Source organism: Acidovorax sp. BLS4 (assembly GCF_032929295.1).
Classification (GTDB): Bacteria; Pseudomonadota; Gammaproteobacteria; order Burkholderiales; family Burkholderiaceae_C; genus Paracidovorax.
Map to the genome: position 1 here is coordinate 2,351,024 of NZ_CP136797.1, position 17,917 is coordinate 2,368,940.

16 protein-coding genes and 1 pseudogene are annotated in these 17,917 nt (G+C 68.5%); 2 read left to right on the forward strand and 15 right to left on the reverse strand.

Translation table 11 applies throughout. The annotated features are described in order from the left end of the window. Positions 1–14: 14 nt before the first annotated feature. Positions 15–806 (reverse strand): annotated as a pseudogene (locus R1Z03_RS10925) (TonB-dependent siderophore receptor); the annotation flags it as partial. 57 nt (positions 807–863) lie between these two features. Here R1Z03_RS10925 and R1Z03_RS10930 point away from each other — a divergent pair. Continuing rightward, the gene (locus R1Z03_RS10930; protein ID WP_317359555.1) at positions 864–1,538 is read left to right on the forward strand and encodes a hypothetical protein; all 675 of its coding nucleotides are present in this window, start codon (positions 864–866) and stop codon (positions 1,536–1,538) included. Here R1Z03_RS10930 and R1Z03_RS10935 read toward each other — a convergent pair. From R1Z03_RS10935 to R1Z03_RS10970, 8 genes are read right to left on the reverse strand one after another with little or no spacing between them, the layout of a single operon-like run. Continuing rightward, a complete protein-coding gene (locus R1Z03_RS10935; RefSeq protein ID WP_317359558.1) occupies positions 1,535–1,759 on the reverse strand; it encodes a hypothetical protein in 225 nt (74 codons plus the stop codon). The two genes, R1Z03_RS10930 and R1Z03_RS10935, sit on opposite strands and share 4 nt — an antisense overlap. Then, positions 1,749–3,638 carry a hypothetical protein gene (locus R1Z03_RS10940; protein ID WP_317359561.1) on the reverse strand — a complete coding sequence of 630 codons (1,890 nt, stop codon included), beginning with the start codon at positions 3,636–3,638 and terminating at the stop codon, positions 1,749–1,751. The genes R1Z03_RS10935 and R1Z03_RS10940 overlap by 11 nt, the downstream gene beginning before the upstream one ends. 7 nt (positions 3,639–3,645) lie before the next feature. Beyond that, complete coding sequence (locus tag R1Z03_RS10945; protein ID WP_317359563.1) at positions 3,646–4,080, reverse strand: hypothetical protein; 435 nt, start codon at positions 4,078–4,080, stop codon at positions 3,646–3,648. Further along, positions 4,077–5,468, reverse strand: a complete 1,392-nt coding sequence (locus R1Z03_RS10950; RefSeq protein WP_317359565.1) for a hypothetical protein — start codon at positions 5,466–5,468, stop codon at positions 4,077–4,079. Before R1Z03_RS10950 ends, R1Z03_RS10945 begins: the two co-directional genes overlap by 4 nt. Further along, on the reverse strand, positions 5,468–6,643 hold the full coding sequence (locus R1Z03_RS10955; RefSeq protein WP_317359568.1) for a hypothetical protein: 1,176 nt from the start codon (positions 6,641–6,643) through the stop codon (positions 5,468–5,470). The genes R1Z03_RS10950 and R1Z03_RS10955 overlap by 1 nt, the downstream gene beginning before the upstream one ends. Positions 6,644–6,672: 29 nt before the next feature. Next, entirely contained in the window at positions 6,673–10,266 is a 3,594-nt protein-coding gene (locus R1Z03_RS10960) for a hypothetical protein (RefSeq protein ID WP_317359570.1), read from the reverse strand. 5 nt (positions 10,267–10,271) lie between these two features. Continuing rightward, positions 10,272–10,673: a hypothetical protein gene (locus R1Z03_RS10965; RefSeq protein ID WP_317359572.1), complete on the reverse strand. Its 402-nt coding sequence runs from the start codon at positions 10,671–10,673 to the stop codon at positions 10,272–10,274. Beyond that, positions 10,674–14,078 (reverse strand): tape measure protein, encoded by a 3,405-nt coding sequence (locus tag R1Z03_RS10970; protein WP_317359574.1) that lies wholly within the window; start codon positions 14,076–14,078, stop codon positions 10,674–10,676. It abuts the gene before it with no gap. On the opposite strand from R1Z03_RS10970, the gene R1Z03_RS10975 reads away from it, so the two are divergent. Beyond that, on the forward strand, positions 14,077–14,253 hold the full coding sequence (locus R1Z03_RS10975; protein ID WP_317359576.1) for a hypothetical protein: 177 nt from the start codon (positions 14,077–14,079) through the stop codon (positions 14,251–14,253). The two genes, R1Z03_RS10970 and R1Z03_RS10975, sit on opposite strands and share 2 nt — an antisense overlap. A gap of 17 nt (positions 14,254–14,270) precedes the next feature. On the opposite strand, the gene R1Z03_RS10980 is transcribed toward R1Z03_RS10975, so the two are convergent. The 6 genes from R1Z03_RS10980 to R1Z03_RS11005 form a co-directional block, all read right to left on the reverse strand. Then, positions 14,271–15,023 (reverse strand): hypothetical protein, encoded by a 753-nt coding sequence (locus R1Z03_RS10980; protein WP_317359579.1) that lies wholly within the window; start codon positions 15,021–15,023, stop codon positions 14,271–14,273. A gap of 12 nt (positions 15,024–15,035) precedes the next feature. Next, positions 15,036–15,509: a hypothetical protein gene (locus tag R1Z03_RS10985; protein WP_317359581.1), complete on the reverse strand. Its 474-nt coding sequence runs from the start codon at positions 15,507–15,509 to the stop codon at positions 15,036–15,038. Next, a complete protein-coding gene (locus R1Z03_RS10990; RefSeq protein ID WP_196289123.1) occupies positions 15,506–16,000 on the reverse strand; it encodes a gp436 family protein in 495 nt (164 codons plus the stop codon). Before R1Z03_RS10990 ends, R1Z03_RS10985 begins: the two co-directional genes overlap by 4 nt. A gap of 17 nt (positions 16,001–16,017) precedes the next feature. After that, a complete protein-coding gene (locus R1Z03_RS10995; RefSeq protein ID WP_317359590.1) occupies positions 16,018–16,392 on the reverse strand; it encodes a capsid cement protein in 375 nt (124 codons plus the stop codon). Positions 16,393–16,436: 44 nt separating this feature from the next. Continuing rightward, positions 16,437–16,850, reverse strand: a complete 414-nt coding sequence (locus R1Z03_RS11000) for a hypothetical protein (protein WP_317359593.1) — start codon at positions 16,848–16,850, stop codon at positions 16,437–16,439. 95 nt (positions 16,851–16,945) lie between these two features. Next, positions 16,946–17,911 (reverse strand): major capsid protein, encoded by a 966-nt coding sequence (locus R1Z03_RS11005; protein WP_317359595.1) that lies wholly within the window; start codon positions 17,909–17,911, stop codon positions 16,946–16,948. Positions 17,912–17,917: the final 6 nt, after the last annotated feature.

Genomic DNA, 17,917 nt, shown 5'->3' on the forward strand with positions numbered 1-17,917 from the left:
GTGCGGCACCGCCATCAGAACCGGTAGGTGCCCGTCATCGTGTAGGTGCGGCGCTGGCCGTAGAAGCAATCCCCGCGCGCCAGGCACTGGGTGATCTGCACCTTGTCGGCCAGGTTGACCACATTGAAGGCCAGGCGCCAGCTGCCGGCGTCGTAGGCCGCCATGGCATCGGCGATGAGTGCCGACGGCGTGGTGATGGCCGTGGTGCCGGTCCACTGCGAGCCGGTGTAGCGCACGCCCGCGCCCACCGTCCAGCCGCCGCGTCCTTCGGCCGCGAAGCGGTGCATGAGCCAGCTCGACGCCGTGTGCTTGGGCACGCTGGCCACGGGCAGGCCCTGGTCGCCGGCGTTGCTGCGCGAGATGATGGCGTCGGTGTAGGCGTAGCCCACCGTCCAGTCCCAGTTGCGGGCCAGGCTGGCGGTCATCTCGGCCTCGAAGCCCTTGGTTTTCACCTCGCCAAGCTGCAGGCTGTTGAGCGGGTTGGAGGGGTCGTTGGTCTTGCGGTTCTTCTCGCGCAGCTGGTACACGGCGGCATAGGCGCTGATGCCCCGGTCCTGCGGCTGCCACTTCACGCCGGCTTCCCACTGCTCGCCCCGCTGGGGCTTGAACGGGGTGCCGAAGAAGTCCACGCCGCCCAGCGGCTGGAACGATTCGGAGTAGCCCACGTACGGTGCCCAGCCGCCATCGGCCTGGTAGGTGGCGCCGACGCGCTTGGTCCAGGCGGTGTCGTCCACGGCGGCGGCGGGGCGGCCGACCGTCTCGGTCTTGGCGCTGTCGTGGCGCAGGCCGAGCGTGGCCGTCCAGCGTGAAGCGCGGCGCGATATTTGAAACATCAGCGATGAGATAAATCACCCGAAGCTCTTTTGCGCCACAGAAAACCAATTTTTATCTTATCTGCTACAACCACCACCACTTCGTCGATGGAAGGGGGCAGTGTGGATTCAATTTGGCAGGTGGTACTTACATCCAGCGTAGTGAGCGCAGGGCTATCTACGGGGATCGGTCTTATTTCCAAACTCTTTGTAGAGCAGCGGCAGCGGAGGGCAACTGCACAAATGATCGCTCGCGAACTTGAGGCCTATGCCAAAAAGTGCGCCACGGAGATCCGCCGTACAGATGCAGCCGTTGAGTATGCAATCAGGTCTCATGACATAGAGCCCATTGATTCCCTCGAACTACCAGAAGCCAAACTCATCCTTATTGGGTTGGACCAACTTAAGCCCACCTGGAGGGATCGAATTGCATCTTTCCCCGCCAAAGTTGCCGAGAAAAGTGAATCGTTGCGAGCACAGTGGCGCCACGAAGACTCAATGGACTACGCAGATCTATTGAAGGAGGCGGAAGCAGAGCTTGGCCAAGATGCGTTCAACCTAGCGTTGGATGTCCGCACAGCCCACAAGCTTCCCGTTGAGTTGGCCCGAAGAGAATGTCAGGCAGCGCTAGCTAGATTCGCTGCAGTCACGGAAGAAACGAAGCAGCGTGAGAGTCGCAATTCCGAGTTAAATGCCGCGCTTCGAAAAACCGTGCCAGCGCTCTAAGCTTCACCCTCCGCATAGGCCAATGTGGGCGCAGTGCCTTGGATAACGCCCCCCTGCACGAAAACTCGCTGCCCGGCCGTGGCCTCGCCCCGGGCCTGGAGTAACCCGCCGCCGGGCAGCTGCACGGTGGCCACACCGCCGGCGGCGGCCACCACGTCACCCACCAGCAGCCGGTCCGCCGGGATGAGCGCCAAGAAAGCGCGGTAGGGGTTATGCAGCATGGGTCTCGACCTCCAGCGTCTGGCGCAGCGTTGGCCGGCTCCAGTCGATCGACGTGCGCCGCACGATGCCCATCACCGTCCGGTCCCCGACAAAGCGAACGAACTGACCGGGGACGATCACCCCCGACTCGGGCAGCACCTGCATGCGCAGGGAGACATGCTCCTGCCTCCCGGTGTCCGACAGCTCGGCGATGGCGCGTGCCCGGTGGACGTCCGCGTGCGTGATCAGCGCATGGGTGACCTGGGGCGCCAGCCGGTCGCCCGTCGACCCCGCGCGCTGGAACGGCCCGAACACCCCCGCGCCGATCCCGCCGAGAAACAGCCGGTTGTAGGCCGGCCGGTCCACGTGCTCGATGCCCACCACCTCGGCGGCCGCGCCGGGGATCTCGATGTCCGGCACCACGCTGCCCCACGTCCACGAGGGTGACGGGTAGCGCGGCAGCACGCGCAGCACGGCGTCGGTCGGATGCGGCTGCACGTAGCCACCGGCGGCCGCCGCGATGTCATTGATCGCGTCGATAGCGGTGCCCTGCATCGCCCAGGCACCGGCGGGCACCAGCCAATCCACGATCTGCCAATCCAGCGACCAGCCGATGCCCACGCCGTTGACTGTGAGCGCGTCCGCCGCGAGCTGCTGCGCCGTGCGGGCCACACTGCTGGCGAAGGTACGGGGAGGGGCATAGTCCCCGCCCAGGATCGAAGCCTTGCCCTTGCCTGACACCGACCAGCGCCGCTGCGGCAAGAAACGGCGGTCCTCCACGATGCGCTCAAGGCGCAGCCGGAACGGCACGCCATTGACCGTGGCCACCAGCTCGGCGGGGTCGCCCGCGCTGTCGCGCCCCAGGTGGGCCGCCGCGTCATGGTGCAGCGAGGCCGACCAGGTCCAGGTCCAGGACTGGTAATCGAGCGAGAGCCCGAAGCTGTGCGCGTGCAGCTCGGCGCCCGTCTCGACGCGGTGTAGAGAGATGTTGTTGACCACGATGTAGGCCCTCCGGACAGGGACGATGACGGTCGCGCCTGGCTCCGGGTCGGAGTGGCGGTCGCAGATAAAAACCAGCTGGGCCGGCAGGCCGCTGTCGGCCAGGCCATCGAACACAAGGTGCGCGGGCACCGCCGGCACGTAGCAAGGATCGGGCTGCGGCGGCTGCGTAGGCGCCGAGATCCCGGGACGCGGCACCCACGCCTCTTGGTAAAGACTGCGCCAGGCGCGCGAGCGCGGCTCGGCGATGCCCATGCGGCCGGCTACGGCCATCGACACCCGCACGCCCTCCTGCCAGTGCTGGGCAACCGCCCGGCGCAGCCGCACCGCCTCCTGAAAGCCCTGCACAATGCTCACTGACCGCGGCAGCGCCTCCTCCCAGCGCTGCGCGACCGCCTGGCGCAGCGGGAACGCTTCCTCGAAGCCCTGCACACGGCTGATTGCCCGGCGCAGCGCATCCTGCCAGCGTTGCAGAGTAGCGGCACTGAGCGCTGCCGCGGCCTCGTAGCGCGCGACCGTGCCCGCCCGAAGAGCGTGGGCGTCCTGCCAGCGTTGCCGGCGGGCCGCCTGCAGCGGCAGGCCCTGCTGGTACCGCGCCTGCACCGGCGCGCCGCGCAGGGCCGCGTCCTGCCAATGCTGGACAGCCGTACCGACCAAGGGCCGGGACACGTTGACGTCGTAGCCAGCGGCGGCCACGAGCCGTAGGCCCGTGATCTGGCCGGTGGCCAGGGCCCGCGCCCCGCTGCGCACGAGGATCGGCGCGCGCAGCCCGGTGATCGATCCCGCGGCCTGCAGCTCGACACTGCCCCCGGGCCCGGCCGAGTCGTCGCCGAAGACGATACTGACCGGCGGGCCGGCAGCGTTGGCCGCCTGGTCGAAGATCAGATGGAGGTCGGCCATGTGTGTCTCACGTCAGCGCGGAGGCCGCCAGCACCACCAGGCCACCCGCCAGCAGCAACGGGCTCTGCTCGCCGTCCGGGGTGGTGCCGCCCAGAACGCGGAAGTCCCCACCGTGGTCGGCATCCGTCACGCTGCCCTCGGCCACCACGATGCCCGAGGCGCCGATCCACACGGCCCACCGCGGGATGCCCGCCACCATCACCAGCGCGCCGCCGGCGTCCTCGGCGTGCCACACAAGGGCGCCACCCACGATCGACGCGCAGGGCTTGGCGAGCACGATCTCGGCCTGCGGCGTGCCGCCCACGGCGCCGCTGATCGATGACGGCCGATCGGTCGTATGCAGCCGCACCCGGCACCGGCCGCTGCCGGCGTCCGCGCGCGCGATAGTGGCCTCCAGCTGCGCGAGGGCCACCTCGGGCCCGATACGCCACGTGCTGCTCATGGCTGCGCCTCCAGGCGGCTGGCGGCCACCGGCCGGTAGTTGCCGGCCTGGTCCTCGGCGAGCACCAGCCACTGCTGCCCCGCGTCGAGGCCCACGAACTCGAATGCACCGGTGACGGGGTCGCTCCACACCTCCCGGGCCACCAGCTTGTCGCGCTGGCGCAGCAGCAGCACGCGCGAGCGCGTCGGCACGTCGACGGCGCCCTTGATCTTGGTCGTGCCCCAGATGCGCGCCAGTCCACCGAACTCCATGTCACGCGCCAAGCGCGCCGCGCCCGGGGACGGCACGCCGGCATCCGGCACCGGGCCGCCCGAGATCACGCGGGCACCCGAGCCCGAGGTCGGCAAAACGCGCGCCGTGCCGGCCTTGGCGAGTTGCAGCGCGCTGTCCGCATACAGGTTGTCCAGGCGTGCAACCATCGTGGGCGTGCCATGGCTGAAGGTCCAGCGGCCGATCTGCAGCGGCCGCGTCGGCGCGGGCAACGTGCCCAGACCGCTGCGGGCCGCCACCTGGGCTCCGTCGCGGATCACGGCGCCGTCACCACCCGAGCGCACCATGCGCCAGCGCTGGGCCACGTTGGGCGTGTACTGCACGTCGAGGTACTGCTCGTCCGCGTAGCTGGTGGCGTAGAAATAGAACCGGAGGCGGTCGTCCAGCAGCCGGATCGAGATGCCCGGCGATGGCCACGAGAGGGCATCCGCGTTGTAATAGCCCTGGTGCCAGATCGCGCCCACGGTGGAGCCGCTGGGCACGCGCAGATCAAACCCGATCTCGTAGCTGTTGCCCAGCGCCAGGTCCGCGGCGTTGGGGAATTCAAGGTAGTCCTCGCCACCGGCGAGGCTCAGGTAGGGCGTCCCGTCGATCAACGGCGAAGTACTCTCGATGTGCGCCCCCCCGTGGACCGTCACAGGGTGACCGTAGGCCTCGGTGATCGCGCCGCCGTTGAAGTCCATCGAGAACACATGCTGGCGCAGATCGTCCACCGAGCCCAGGGTGTATGGCCCTGGGAAGAGCAGCCCGCCCACCTCGCCCAGGGCCGTCCAGGCCGCACCATCCGGCGACGACTCCACCCGCAGGTCGCAGGGGTAGGTTGCCTGGGTGGCACCACCGCCGATCGCGATGCACACGATCTCCACCGCCGCAGGAAACTCCCAGATCAGCGCCCACCCTGGCGCTGCGACCTGGCTGGCGCTCCAGTTGACCACCGCGGCCGCGGAGCCATCCTGCAGAGCCGCCAGGCCGCCCATGGTGGGCGCCATGCGCGAGGTGAGCGTGGCCGACGCGTCGGCGCGGCCGGAGGCCGTGTAGAGGGCGGCCTCGCTGATGGAGAGCGCACCCAGGCCCCAGGGCCGCACGGCGGCAAGACGCCAGTAGCGTGCAGCGGCCATTACCGGCTCCAGATCCCGCCGACGTCCACGAACACCGTGCCCACGTCGCCGCCTGGTGCTGGAGCACCGACGCGCACGGCCAGCAGGGTGCGGCCCGCGTAGTCCCCGGTGCCGGTCACCGTGCCGCCCGTCGCGAAGGCAGCTGCCATATCCTGAATCGGGTGCAGCAGGCCGGGCAGCGTGCCGCGCAGGCCCAGGCCGTTGATCTCCACCGCGCCGGTCATCAGTCCGTTGTTGGCGCCGTTGGGGTACGTGCCCCAGGCATAGCCGGGCAGGCCCGCGTACAGGTCCGCCACCACGCCCGTGTGGTGGGCGCCGATGCGCTGCACCGGGATGGCTTGGCCGATGCCCGTGTGGGCGCGCGCCAGGTAGGCGCCGCCGCGGGCATTGCGGTGGCTGTAGCCGCAGCAGCCGTCGGGTGGAGTGGTCGATGCCACCTGGTCGGACTGGTTGCCCGTCACGAGCCAGCCGTACGTGTCGCCGCTCTTGTAGCTGGCGATGTCGCCCGCGTAGAGCAGCGTGTAGCGGTCATACCCCGGTTGCGGGGCCACCGCGAGATAACACCCTCGCTCGTCGGCAATCAGCCACCACGGACGCGCTGCAGCGCTGGCCACGCCGCTCTTGGGCCAGTACAGGCCACCGGCCACTTGCGATGCCAGCGGGATCACGCCCTGGCCCGTGGTGATGTCGCTCATGGACTCATAGCCTCGCACGCGGGCATTGGTCGCGCCCGTGTCATCGACGCGCAGCACGCAGCCCGTGGCCTCCACGGCCTGCGGCCGCAGGGCGATCACGTTGTCGGCCTGGCCCGCAAAAAGCTCCTGCCAGCCTGCCGCCGCCATGCGGCTCGTGATCGACCCCGCAGCCGCCCCCGCGGCCGCATCGGGCGCCGCGAAGGTGACCCGGTCGCCCGCGATCGTGAGGATGCGGCGATCGCCGTTGATGCCATCGCCGGTCGCCCCCGCGAAGAGCGCGACGGAGCCCACGCGGTAGGGGTGGCCGGACGCGTAGGTGGCCGTGGCCACGCCGGCCGTGACGGTGAGCGAGGCGACAGCGCCGGCGCCGTAGCCGTCCACGAGGCAGGCCTTGAGCACGGCGCGCAGCGCGCCGGGGGTGCCGGAGAGGACTGGCGCACCGGTCTGCGCGGAATCGAAAACCTTGACGGGAGTAGTCATGTGGGTGGTCCTGGGTTGGATGGAGGCGATCAGGCCGAGGGCGGGCGATCGACGTTGCCGCGCGCCAGCAGCTCGAACTCGTAGTCGGTGGCCGTGGCCACGCCGGGCTGCACCGCGCGGATGGCCGCAAAGGGGTAGAACGCCCCCACCGTGGGCAGGAACAGCACGTTGCCGGCCGCCCAGCCGTTGCCCCAGCCCGCCGCGCGCAAGGTGAAATACGGCGCGCCGCTGATCGGGTTGAGGGGTGCGATGTCGGTGTTGCGCGAGTAGGTGCCGACGTTGCCCACGTGCTCGCCGATCACCTCGACGTCGGTACCGCCCGTGAGCACGCGCAGCGCCCAGCGTTCGGTGAGCGCACCCGCATTGGTGACCACCACCGGGAAATTGCCGTCGTTGTAGGTGGCGGGCGCCGGACCGGCAGGCCCTACGGCATCCAGCCAGGTCACACCGTCCCAATTGAGCTGGTCCCAAACGGGCAGCGCCCGGCCCTGGAGATTGCCGGACATGAGCGCCGAGGACACCACGGTGCCGGCCGGGAACGCGTGCGAGAGCTGCTGCGTGAGCTTGATGGTGCCGTCGATCTGCACGTCGGCCGCGCGCACCATCTGCTCGATGCGGTGCAGCACGCGCACCGGCTGCACCCAGGTTCCCGGGTCCACCACCTGCACGGTGCCGGCGTCGAGGTTGGCGGTCCAGCCGGTCTGGATCAGTTGGTTGTCGGCGCCCACCAGGTGCACGCGCGAGAGCCGCGTGCGGCCCGCTGCGATGGTCTGCCCTGCGGTGTAGTTGGCCGCCGGCACCGTGCCCGTGTGGCCCACCACCAGGTAGCTGCCCACGCGGTAGATCGGCACGCGGCCATCCGGCGGCAGGCGCACGGGGTCGAGCCCGAGGATGTCGGCATCGAGCGGGAGATAGAAATACGCCACGCTGTTGTAGCGCAGGGTCGTGGGGTCCACGGGCCAGGGGCGCCAGATCTTGCCGGGCTCCACCGCGCCGACGTCGGCGGCGCTGTACCACCACTCGGCTCGCTGTGCATCCGTGAGCGTGGCCGGGTCCACGTAATCCCCGAATTGCAACTCACCGACCCCACTGGCGTAGTCCATGCGGCCGCGCATGTGATCGCCCGCGAACGATCCATCCACGCCGGCCGTGGCGGTGAGTGCATTCCCCTGCAGGTCCAGCAGCGTCAGCACCAGCCCGCCCGGCTTGAGCGGCGCCGCCTGCGTGCGGAAAAACACGCTCGCCGTGCTCCATGGCGTGCGGCGCGTCCAGAGGCTCTGCAGGACCACGCTGGCCGGGCTCGGCCCCACCACGTAGTCGGACATACGGGCCAGGCCGGCCGCGTAGTCCAGCGTGCCGGATGCGGTGCCTGGCACGCTGTCCGAGCGACCGCGGTAGAGCACGCCCTCGAAGTCCTCATACACCTGACCCATCCACGAAAACCGCACGCTGCTCGGCACCGCGCGGTCGCTGGTGTAGGGCAGCAGATCGATCACGACCTCGCCTGGCGTGATCGTTTCGGTGGCCGTCGTGGACGCCAGGGGTGCCACCTTGTAGCGCGCCACCACGGAGCCCAGCTGCTGCTCGCCCACCGCTGCCGTGTCGTACTCGCCGCCCTTGGCGGAGCTGCTGCTGGAGGCGTTGCTCGATGCCGGATCGTCGAACACCTTGGCGTCCTCGTGGTCCGCTTTGTAGGCCGTCGTGGAGCGGTCGTGCGACACCAGCTTGAGCAGCACGGTCTTGCTGCCGTAGGCCACGGTGCCGAGCTGGCCGGGGAAATTTCCGGCACCATCGTCCGTCGCGCGGTGCATGGTGATGACGCGGCGGGTGTTGGTGTTGTCGCGCGCGGTCATGCGCGACCAGGTCGCGTTGGTCGTGTTGTCGCTGATGCGGTAGATCGGCACCTGGACCACCGGCACCGGTGTCTGCGCATCCACCGGCGCAGGCTTGGTGACGTTGGCGCCGCCGCCCGCGGCGTTGTCGGCGTACATGTTGAAGATCGACTGCGGAACGTAGCCCATGACGGTGCGCGTCTGCCCCACGGTCTTCGCGGCGCCCGTCTCGGTGAGCGTGGTGCCGCTCGTCGTGGAGACCTCCTGCGCGGTGATCCACTCGATCGCCAGGGAGCCAGCCACCGGCTGCTGGGCCAGCACGATGGTGGCCTGGCCTGCAGCGTCGAGCACCGGAGCGGCCAGCACCTCCTCCACGACAGCGCCGGCATCGGAGGTGACCGCATACTGACCGCCCGGATCGATCATGAAACTCGGCCGGAAGAAGATGCTGCTGCTGGGGTAATCGATCTCGCCCACCGCATCGCCTGTGAACTTGCCAGTGCCGTTGTCCGTTGCCGTGCGCACCACGCCTCCGGACGTCCAGTGCACGGTGACCGAGCCCGGCGTGGTGCCGCGGCGCGAGAGCTGCCAGGCCACCTCGGGCGCGCGGATCTGCGCGCCCTGGCCCGAGCGGTCGGTGTAGGCGACCTGCTCACCCCATTGGATGATGATGCTGCTCGCATCGTCGGGCATGGCCTGCAGCGTCATGTCGATGCTGCCGGTCGTGTAGATCACCCGGCCGGAGCCTGCGCCCGTGAGCACGCCGGTGCCGTCGTCGGTGAGCGTGTACCAATTGCCGAGCGCGCGGTAGCTCACGATCACCGTGCCCGGACTGGGCAGCGGCTTGAGCAGCGCAACGAAAGAGAAACCCCGATTGCTCTGGTTGATGCGGATACGGCGCGTGTGGGCCGCCACGGCCACCTCGACACGGCGGGGTGCCAGGGCGAGCACGATGGAGCGCTCCGCGGCCGGCCGCTGGTCGAGGGCCGTCGTCTCGGTCCGCGAGCTGGGCACGAGCTGGGTGTAGATGCTCTGCACCCGGATCACCGAGTCGCCCAGCGCCGAGGGGTCGGCCAGGGGCGATGCACCGTAGTACTCCGCGGCGTCAGCTACCGTCGTGTCGCGGATCACTGTCTTGTTGACCGCCGCCGAATAGTCTCGGGAGGGAGGCGAGCCCGGAAACGCGAAGCGCAGCGCATCGGTCAGATCCACCTTGGTGACAGCTGCCTCGTAGTCCACGAAGCCGCCGGAAGCCGTGTGCGTGAACGTGCGGATCTCGGTCTCGGTCCGCGTCACCCGCACATACTGCAGGCGCTCCTGCGACGTGCCGACCTGGTAGCCCAGGACCAGGGTGCGACCGATGTCGGGTGCGGGCGTGCCCTTGCGGTGCAGGATCTGGATGGAGCGCATGCCGGCGACGTGGTCCTCCAGCAGGTAGCCCGCCCACTGCGTGCCCTCGATCAGGTAAGCCGCGATCGCCGCGGCGATCTGCGTGCGTCGGGCGAAGAGCCCGCACTTGGCGAGGGTCACGCTCACCTGCGCATCCGTGGGCAGCTGCGACAGCACCACGTTGCCGCCCATGTAGGTATCGGTGTTGGGCGTGAGCACGCCGACATGCAGCTGGCGGATCGACACGTTGCCACCTGCCCGATCCGTCTCGGTGACATCGGGGAAGACGTTGTTGGAGCCGCCCCAGGGGATGGCGGTGCCGGTGGGCCCGCCGCCGCCCTCGGGCACGTCGGCCATGACGCGGCTGGCGAGGATGTTGATGTCGCCGTCTTGGATGGGCATGGTGATCAGACCTCGATGAATTTGAAGGTGGGGAGATAGAGCAGCTCGGGCGTGATCGCACCATCCTCGAGCTTGTGGATCGGCTGGGCGGCAAAGCCGCTGCCCTGCGCGTGGTCGAACACCACGCGGTAGGTGTCGCCGCGCAGGACCAGGTCCAGCTCAATGCCGGGCAGCGCCGCCCAGGCGCGCAGCGTGTCGCAGAGGGCGCGCGACAACCATGCGGCGGTGTCGGTGCCGACCAGGGTGATGGGGCGGCCCGCCTGCTTGACCGCGACGTCCACCAGCAGCGCGCCAGTGGTGCTGTACGCCGTGGCCTGATCGACCGGGCTCCAGGCGTATTCGTCGGTCCACTGGAGCCGGTCACTGATGTGGGCCGTGGTGCCGTTGTAGGTGAGGGTGATGGCCATCTAGATCGATGCTCCCTGGGCCTGTGCGAGCTTGCGCAGCAGGTCGATCTCGGTCTCGGCGCTCTGGGCGTCGGCATGCCGCGTGGTGCCGCGCACGACGCCCCAGTCGCCCACACCATTGATCGTGATGTTGTTGACGTAGGTATTGCCTGCACCCGATCCCGTGCCAGGCGATGGAGCTGGAGATGGCGACGGGCTCGGCGAGGGTGCTGGCGCTCCAGCGCCCGAGTTGCCCTTGAAAAGGTGCTGCTCGGCAGCTTTGTAGAGCGCCTGGGTCATGGTGCTGTTGCGGCCACCGTACTTAATCTGGCCCGCGTTGTTGCTGTACGGGACGTTGCCGCTTGCATCGACAAAATCGCCGGACACCCGCTTCGCTGTTTCATCGTCAAGACCTGCCTGTTTCAGCCAGTCAATGATCGCCAAGCGCGTCCATGCGAACTGGTTTTCGCTCTGTGGCCGATTCGTGATGCTCGATGCGGAGGTATCAGCCGACTTCTGCGCAGCGGCCGCTGCCAAGAACTGGCCCTGGGCCGCCAGCGCTTTGGCTGCAGCATCGGAGTAGGCGCTGCCGACATCTCGCACTGCAGCGGCATGCGCACTGGCAGATCCGGAACCTGCACGCATGGATGCCGTTGATTTGTCCACGGCACTGGATAGCTCCAGAGTGGAACGACCGGCTTCGTCGGTGACCACCTTGAAACCACGCATAGCGGCCTGGCCTTCCACCCATGCCGGCGCGATCCCCTTGTTTGCTGCGATGGCTGCTTCCGCCGCGCGCTTAAACCCTTCGCCCAGTTCGCGAGCGCTGGCGGTTCCACTGGCCGTCAGGGTGTCGTAGGCGTCCTTCGCGTCAGCCGCGGTCTTCTTGAGCGATTCGTCGGAGGTAATTCCCAACTGCTTCATCGCCTCGCGCACGCTGTTGATGCCGGGCGTCGCCTGATCCAGGGCATCCTTGAGCGCGTTGGCTTTCTCACGGGCCTGGTCGAGCAGCCCATCGGTGATCTTGTCACCCAGAACCTTGCGCATCTGCTCTATGCGACCACGCAGGTTGTCGATGGCCGCCTGCCCGTCGGCCGTGCTGATCGCCTTCGAGAGACTGGCCACGAGCACGCGGCCGGTGTCCACGCCCTGGGCTTTGAGCCGATCCATCCCTGCGACGATGGCCTCAACGTCGTTGATGGCACTGCGAGATACCGAGCCGATCTTGCCCTGTAGCTGCTCATACTCCAGACCGGTGCGCCGCACAGCCTCTCGCAGCAGACTGTCCGTCAGCTGCGCGGCGCGCGAGCTTTCTCGGGTGAGGACCGCAAATGCTGCCTCGGCCTTCGCCTTCAGCGCAGTGAGTTCATCGCCGTTCACCCCCCGCGCGATCGCTGCCTGCACCGCGGCGGCCGCTTTCTCGGCTTCTGCGCGAGCGGCACCAAAGGCCATCCGCGCCTTGATTTCAAAGTCAGCCAGATCTTTCCCATTGAGCGCTTGCGACCACGCGGCCTGCAACTCTCCGATGGAGATCTTCCCCTCTGCCGACAGCTTCTCCAAGACCGAGGAGAAGTCACGGATGCCCTGCACCTTATTCAGGTCGAAAGAGTCCGTCGCTTTCTTGAGAGCCTCGGCTGTGCTGTTGCCCTCCTTCGTCAACTGCTCAAACTCCGCCACGCTGCTGCGTGCGGCCTTGGAAAGGTCGAAAGTGCGATCGATGGCAGCCTGGATGGATGCTGCCAGACGGGCCCGATCGGCCGCAGCCTGCTTCGCGGTCTCCGCTTGGACTTTTTCTGCGCGCGCAAGCTCCTCGGTGCGGTCCTTGTACCCGGCCAGCTTTGCGGCGCTCTGACCGATCCATGTGCCGATGTCCTTGAAATTGGCGACGATGCCGACCAAGGTGAACGTGCGCAGGCTGGCGAGGATGGTGGCAAAACGGCCGGCGCTCGCCGCCGCTGTCGCCGCGGCTGGTCCCGCCGCGACCATCTGGGCATTGTTGGCCGCCACTGCGGCCGCGGATGCCTGTGCGGCCGCGCTGAGGCCGAGAAACTGCTGCGCCAGGCGGAGTGCGGCAAAGGCGGCAGCGGCCTGGCCCACATCGATCAGCAAGCCTGCGATGGTGCGCAGGTTGCTGGCGAGGGCGCTGATCGCCGTCGCAGCAGCACTGCTGGCCCCTGTGGCTTTGTCCGTCTCACCGATATACAGCGTCCACTGCGTGGACAGATCCTGCAATGCCCGCCCCACGGTAGGCGGCAGCTTGGAGAACTCGGTGGCCACCGTCTGGCTCTGGCCCTGCAGGGCCTTGATGACGGTGTCGCTGGTGAGCAAACCGGCTTCGGCCATCTTGCGCAGCTCGCCGGTGGTGACACCCAGTCCATCGGCCAGCGCGCGCGCCAAACGTGGACTCTGTTCCATCACGGAATTGAACTCGTCGCCACGCAGCGCGCCGCCCTGCAGGCCTTGTACGAGCTGGGTGATTGCGGCGCTCGATGCCTGTGCGCTGGCGCCGCTGAGCTGGATGGCCTGGTTGATCGTCTCCGTCAGCGCCAGGCTCTGGGCGCTGGCCTGGGCCGTTGTGAGGCCCGCATCCTTGCCAGCCTGGGCCAGGCGCGTGAAGAGCACGCCCGTCTCCTCCAGTGCGCTGTGCGTGCGCAAGGCCACTTCGGTGACACCCTGCCAACTGCGCGTGAAGTTGTCGCCTTCCCCGGTGACCAACTTGAGACGCGCTTGCAGGTTGTTGACCTCGTCGGCCGTCTTGGCCAGATCCGTGGCGATGGCCTTGAAGCCCTGCAGCCCGGCGAAGCCTGCATAGAAGCTCTGCAGCCTGGCGAGTTGCTGGCTGATGGACTCCACACCGTCGCCGATGGCGCGGTGCGTGCGGTTCATCGAGCTGCCGGCGTTCTGGGCACCCGCGGCTGCGCCCTGGTAGGCGGGTGCGAGGCCCTGGACGGAATCGCGCACTAGCGCCACTTCCTGCCGGAGCCGCTGCTGGGCAGCCTGGGCGTTCTGCCCGGCGATGCCGTACCGCTGCAGCTCGCCCTGCGCTCCTGCCAGGGCCTGCTGTTGCTGGCCGAAGGTGGCACGCGCACTCTCGGCCGTTGCCTGCAGGCGCTGCAAGGCTGCGGCCTCCTGGGCGGTGGGCGGCCCCAGAGCAGTGATCTGCTTGCCGTAGTTAGCGGCCTCGGTCTCTGCCGCCTTGAGCGCGCGGCCTGCGTCACGCGCTTCAGCTTGCAGACGGTTGAATGCCGTGATCGCGGCATCTTGCTCGGCCAGTTCACGCAGACGGGTTGCGGCGGCCTGGGCCTGCTGGCTCAGCTCACCGCTCAAGACCTTGGCGACGTCGTCCAGGTCGTCGGCCAGTCCAGTGATGGACTCACGCCCCTTCACGTCGGCGCGGATCTCGTATCTGACTTGCTTGTCCGCCATGCTTTCCTACAATGCGGACATGCCGCGCTTGATCGCCTTCATCCTTTGCATCGCCTTCCTGGTGGGCGCAGGTGCATCCGTGCGCGCAGGCATGGCCGTGGCCGCCATGGCCCTGCTAGCCCTGGGCGGTTACCTCGCCTGGACCTGGCTGCGTCTTTTCCTCGGCCCGCGCTGACCGGCCGCGCCGCGCCGTTAGACGTAGATCGTGCGCATATAGCGGCTGATGCCGGTGCCGCTCTTGGTGGAGTCCTGCAGCACCTCGCCCTCGATATCCAGGGCGCCGAACCCTTTCTTGATCATGGTGAGTTGCTTGGCGATGCCCTGGCTGACGCGCCACAGATCCATCACCACCGGGCGGCCGCTGTCCGCCTCGTTCAGGCCGCCGAAGCGCAGCGTGAGTTCGGCGGCCTTGGCAGTGAGCGCCTCGATCACGACCTGGTCGGCATAGCTGTAGCTGTAGGTGATGGCATCGGCCTCGATGAGCCCCGCGGCGTCCGCGCGAATCCAGATGCCTTCGGGCAACAGGTCGAAGTTGCCCGCTGCCCCGACCACCGTGGAGCCCTTCTTGATCACCAGGTTGGTGACGCTGATGTGCGGCAGCGGGATCAGGCCGCCCAGGCGGGCGACGGCGGGCACATCGGCCACGGTGCCGGCGTCCTGCGGGTTCACGGTGCCGAGCACGGCACGGGCCATGTTGACGATGTTCAGGTCCGCGAGCTTGCCCTTGAATGTCACGCCCGTCACGCGGCGGATCTCCGCATGCACGCCGCCGCCCAGGGCCGTCATGTCGTCCTGCTTCTCGACGGACTCGGCCTGCTCGGTGCTGGCCTCCAGCACGTTGCCGATGGGCACCAGCGCCGCGGCGGTGCCATAGGGCTTGGCGTAGATCTTGCCGACCAGGCCGCTCGGGGCATAGGTGCGCTTGATGATTTCGATGGCGGCCATGGTGGCTCCTCTTTACTGTTGCGGTTTGCGAAATACCGTGGTGGCCTGGAAGGCCGAGGGCAAGTACTGGAACCCTGCCGCGTAGCGCGCTGCCGGCGGCGTGATGAGCGTGAGCGGCCGGGTGGCGCCGGGCACCGTTGCACCGGCCAGCGCGCCGACCACGTGGGCGGCCAATGCGCCCGCGTCCTGGCGCGCGGCCTGGCCGCTGCGCGCCGTGGCCACGTTCTTGACCGCGGCCACCACGTACCAGGTGTGCTCCAGTTCCCAGGCGACGCCGATGTCCTCGGCGATGCGGTAGCCGCCATAGATCACATGCACGGCGGGGGTGCGCTGCGCCGTCTCCTTCACGTCTGCGATCTCCGCCGCCGTGAGAACGTGGACAGCGGGGCTCATGCCCTCCACCGCCTGGCGCACCAGTGCGACCAGGTGCGGCTCCAGGGCCATGAAGTTGTTGGCCTCTGCGGTGGTCAGGCCCTGCGTGCTCATGCGTAGCCCCGCATGCTGTCGTCGGTCACTTGGCGCGGGCTGAAGCCGAAGACCACTTCGGCATCGCCCGGCGCATCGCCGGCCACGAGCACCCCGGGTGCGCCGCCCCAGGGGCACGACAGCACGGCCTTGCCCTCGGCGATCTGGCCCAGCTCGCGCTCGGCGGCCTTGTAGCGCAGGTAAACCTCATGCTCCGGCGCCAGGTCGTCGTAGAGGTAATAGCGCGCCACATCGCACACCACGCGGGTGAGCTGCGGCGGAGCCACGAGCTGGACGGCCCCGGGATTGCCAGCCACGGGCGCGGGCTTGCTGCAGCCGGGCAGCGGCAGGCGGTACACCCGGCCCACGAACCCATCGGCGAATGCCTGGGCATCGTCCAGCGCGCGCTGCGCCTTCGCGGCTTGCACGGCCAGGATGTCCGGGTCGGTGAGCTGGACCAGCTCGCGCTCTCCGAAGCGGTCGATCATGTCCTGCACGGTGGCGTAGTTCATGGCGCTGCGGTCGGCGATCAGGCGTGGACGTGCTTGTAGATCTGCACTTCGATGAGCTGGCCCGCCTGCGTGGCCGCACCCAATGCGCGGCCGCAGTGGTCCGCGGCAGAGCCGGTCACGGCCTTGCCGACCAGGTCGGGTTTGACCAGGGCCCCGAAAGCAATGGCCTCGCCGGCCTCGACCAGGTAGCTGTAGCCCGTGGCCACACTCACCGCATCGCCGATCTCGGCGGCGGTCTCGGTCACGCCTTGCACGTCCTTCGCGCCGCCGGCGGCCGTGGGATAGCCGCCGTCGTAGGCCGCGAAGCGATAGGCCGCCAGGGCGGCGGTGGCGACCATGGTGACAGCGTGCTGCTTGTCGAACTGGCGGCCGGTGTTGTTCTGCGATGGCATGAGGGCTCCTGTGGATTGAGGGGGATGTCAGCGGCGCTCGGCCGTCACTTCCTGGGCTTCGCGTCCGCCTTGCCGGACACCTGATCCTTGTCGCCCGGGGCCGGCTGGTCTTCCTCGCCCTTGGCCGCAGGCGCTGCACCGGCCTGATCGCGTTGCGCCGCGAACGCCGCCTCAGCGGCAGCGACGGCTTCCGCATTGGCCTTGGCAATGGCCTGCGACTCTTGCTCTTGGCGTTCGCGCTTGCGAGCGCGCTCGAACTCGGCCTGGGCCGCGGCCAGGACCAGGGTGTCGGTGCGTTGGGCTGCGCTGGCCCGCTCGGGATCGAGCGCGGCGCCCGATGCCGTCAGCTCCCGCGAGTCGTGTGCGCCCAGGTCGGGAAGGGGCTCGCCGGGCTGGATGACGGTGCGCTGGCCGTTGACGATGACGGCGGTGGCCACGAGGGCAATCAGTTGGCTCATTTCGGTTTCCTTGAAGTGGTTCGGATGGCCCCGCAGGACACGAAGCATGCGGGGCGTCTCCAGGCCATTGCTGGCCCATCGCGCTACGGTGGTTGTTACTTCGGGTTGGTGAACAGGAAGGCGGCGGTGTTGTAGGCCACGTTGGGCTTGCGCTCGTAGGTGGCGCCGTAGATCCAGCTCTTGCTGCCCGGGTCGTAGTACGGCGTCTCGCTGAAGGGGTGCCCTTCCAGGACGTTCGTGAAGCCGAAACCGGGCTCGGCCAGGCTGATGTCCGCGCTGCCGCCCGCGCCGATGGTGGGCACGTAGGCCAGGATGGCGTTGTTGCCCCACACGTCGCGGCCCGTGTCGGTCTCGTCGATCCAGACCGCATCGCCGACCACGATGTCAGCGACGTTCAGCACGGTCTTCAGCTGCTCGATGGTGGCCGGACCGAGATTGGTGGTGGGCAGGTACCCCTTGACCTCGGCATTGGTCGACAGCGCAGTGAACGCATCGGCGCTCAGCGTGAGCCGATTGGGCCGCTTGCCGATCTTCTTGCGGATCACATCGGCGGCGGCGCGGATGTCCGTGACCGGCGTGCCCGTGCTGGCGCTCCACTTCGTCCCGCCGGCGAGCGCCAGGACGTGGCCTGCGGCGTAGCTGCCGGCAGCCGTTGCGATCTGCGCCACCTCGATCTCGTAGTCCAGTCCCAGCACATCGTTGGCCGTGGTCATCGCGATGCGGCTGATGTCCAGGTAGGCGCCCACGTTGAGCTTGCGGCTCTCGTCGGCCTCGCGCAGCAACTCGCGCGGCAGCGGCACCTCCACCGAGTACTGGTCGACCGCGTAGGTCTTGCCGTCGTACTTGATGTGAATGCGTTTGGTGGGCGCGCCAGGCGCGCGCCGCAGGTTGTAGCGGCGCAGGCGTTCGTCGCCCAGCTGCGCCAGCGTGATGCTGGAGAGGGCCTGCGGCAGGCGCGGGAAGAGCTTTTCTGCGACGTAGGTGCCCTGGCCCATGCCGAGCAGCAGGTTGGTCAGGATCGGGTTCTGTTTGAGCCGGATCTCGGCGGCGGTCATGGCCATGGTGTG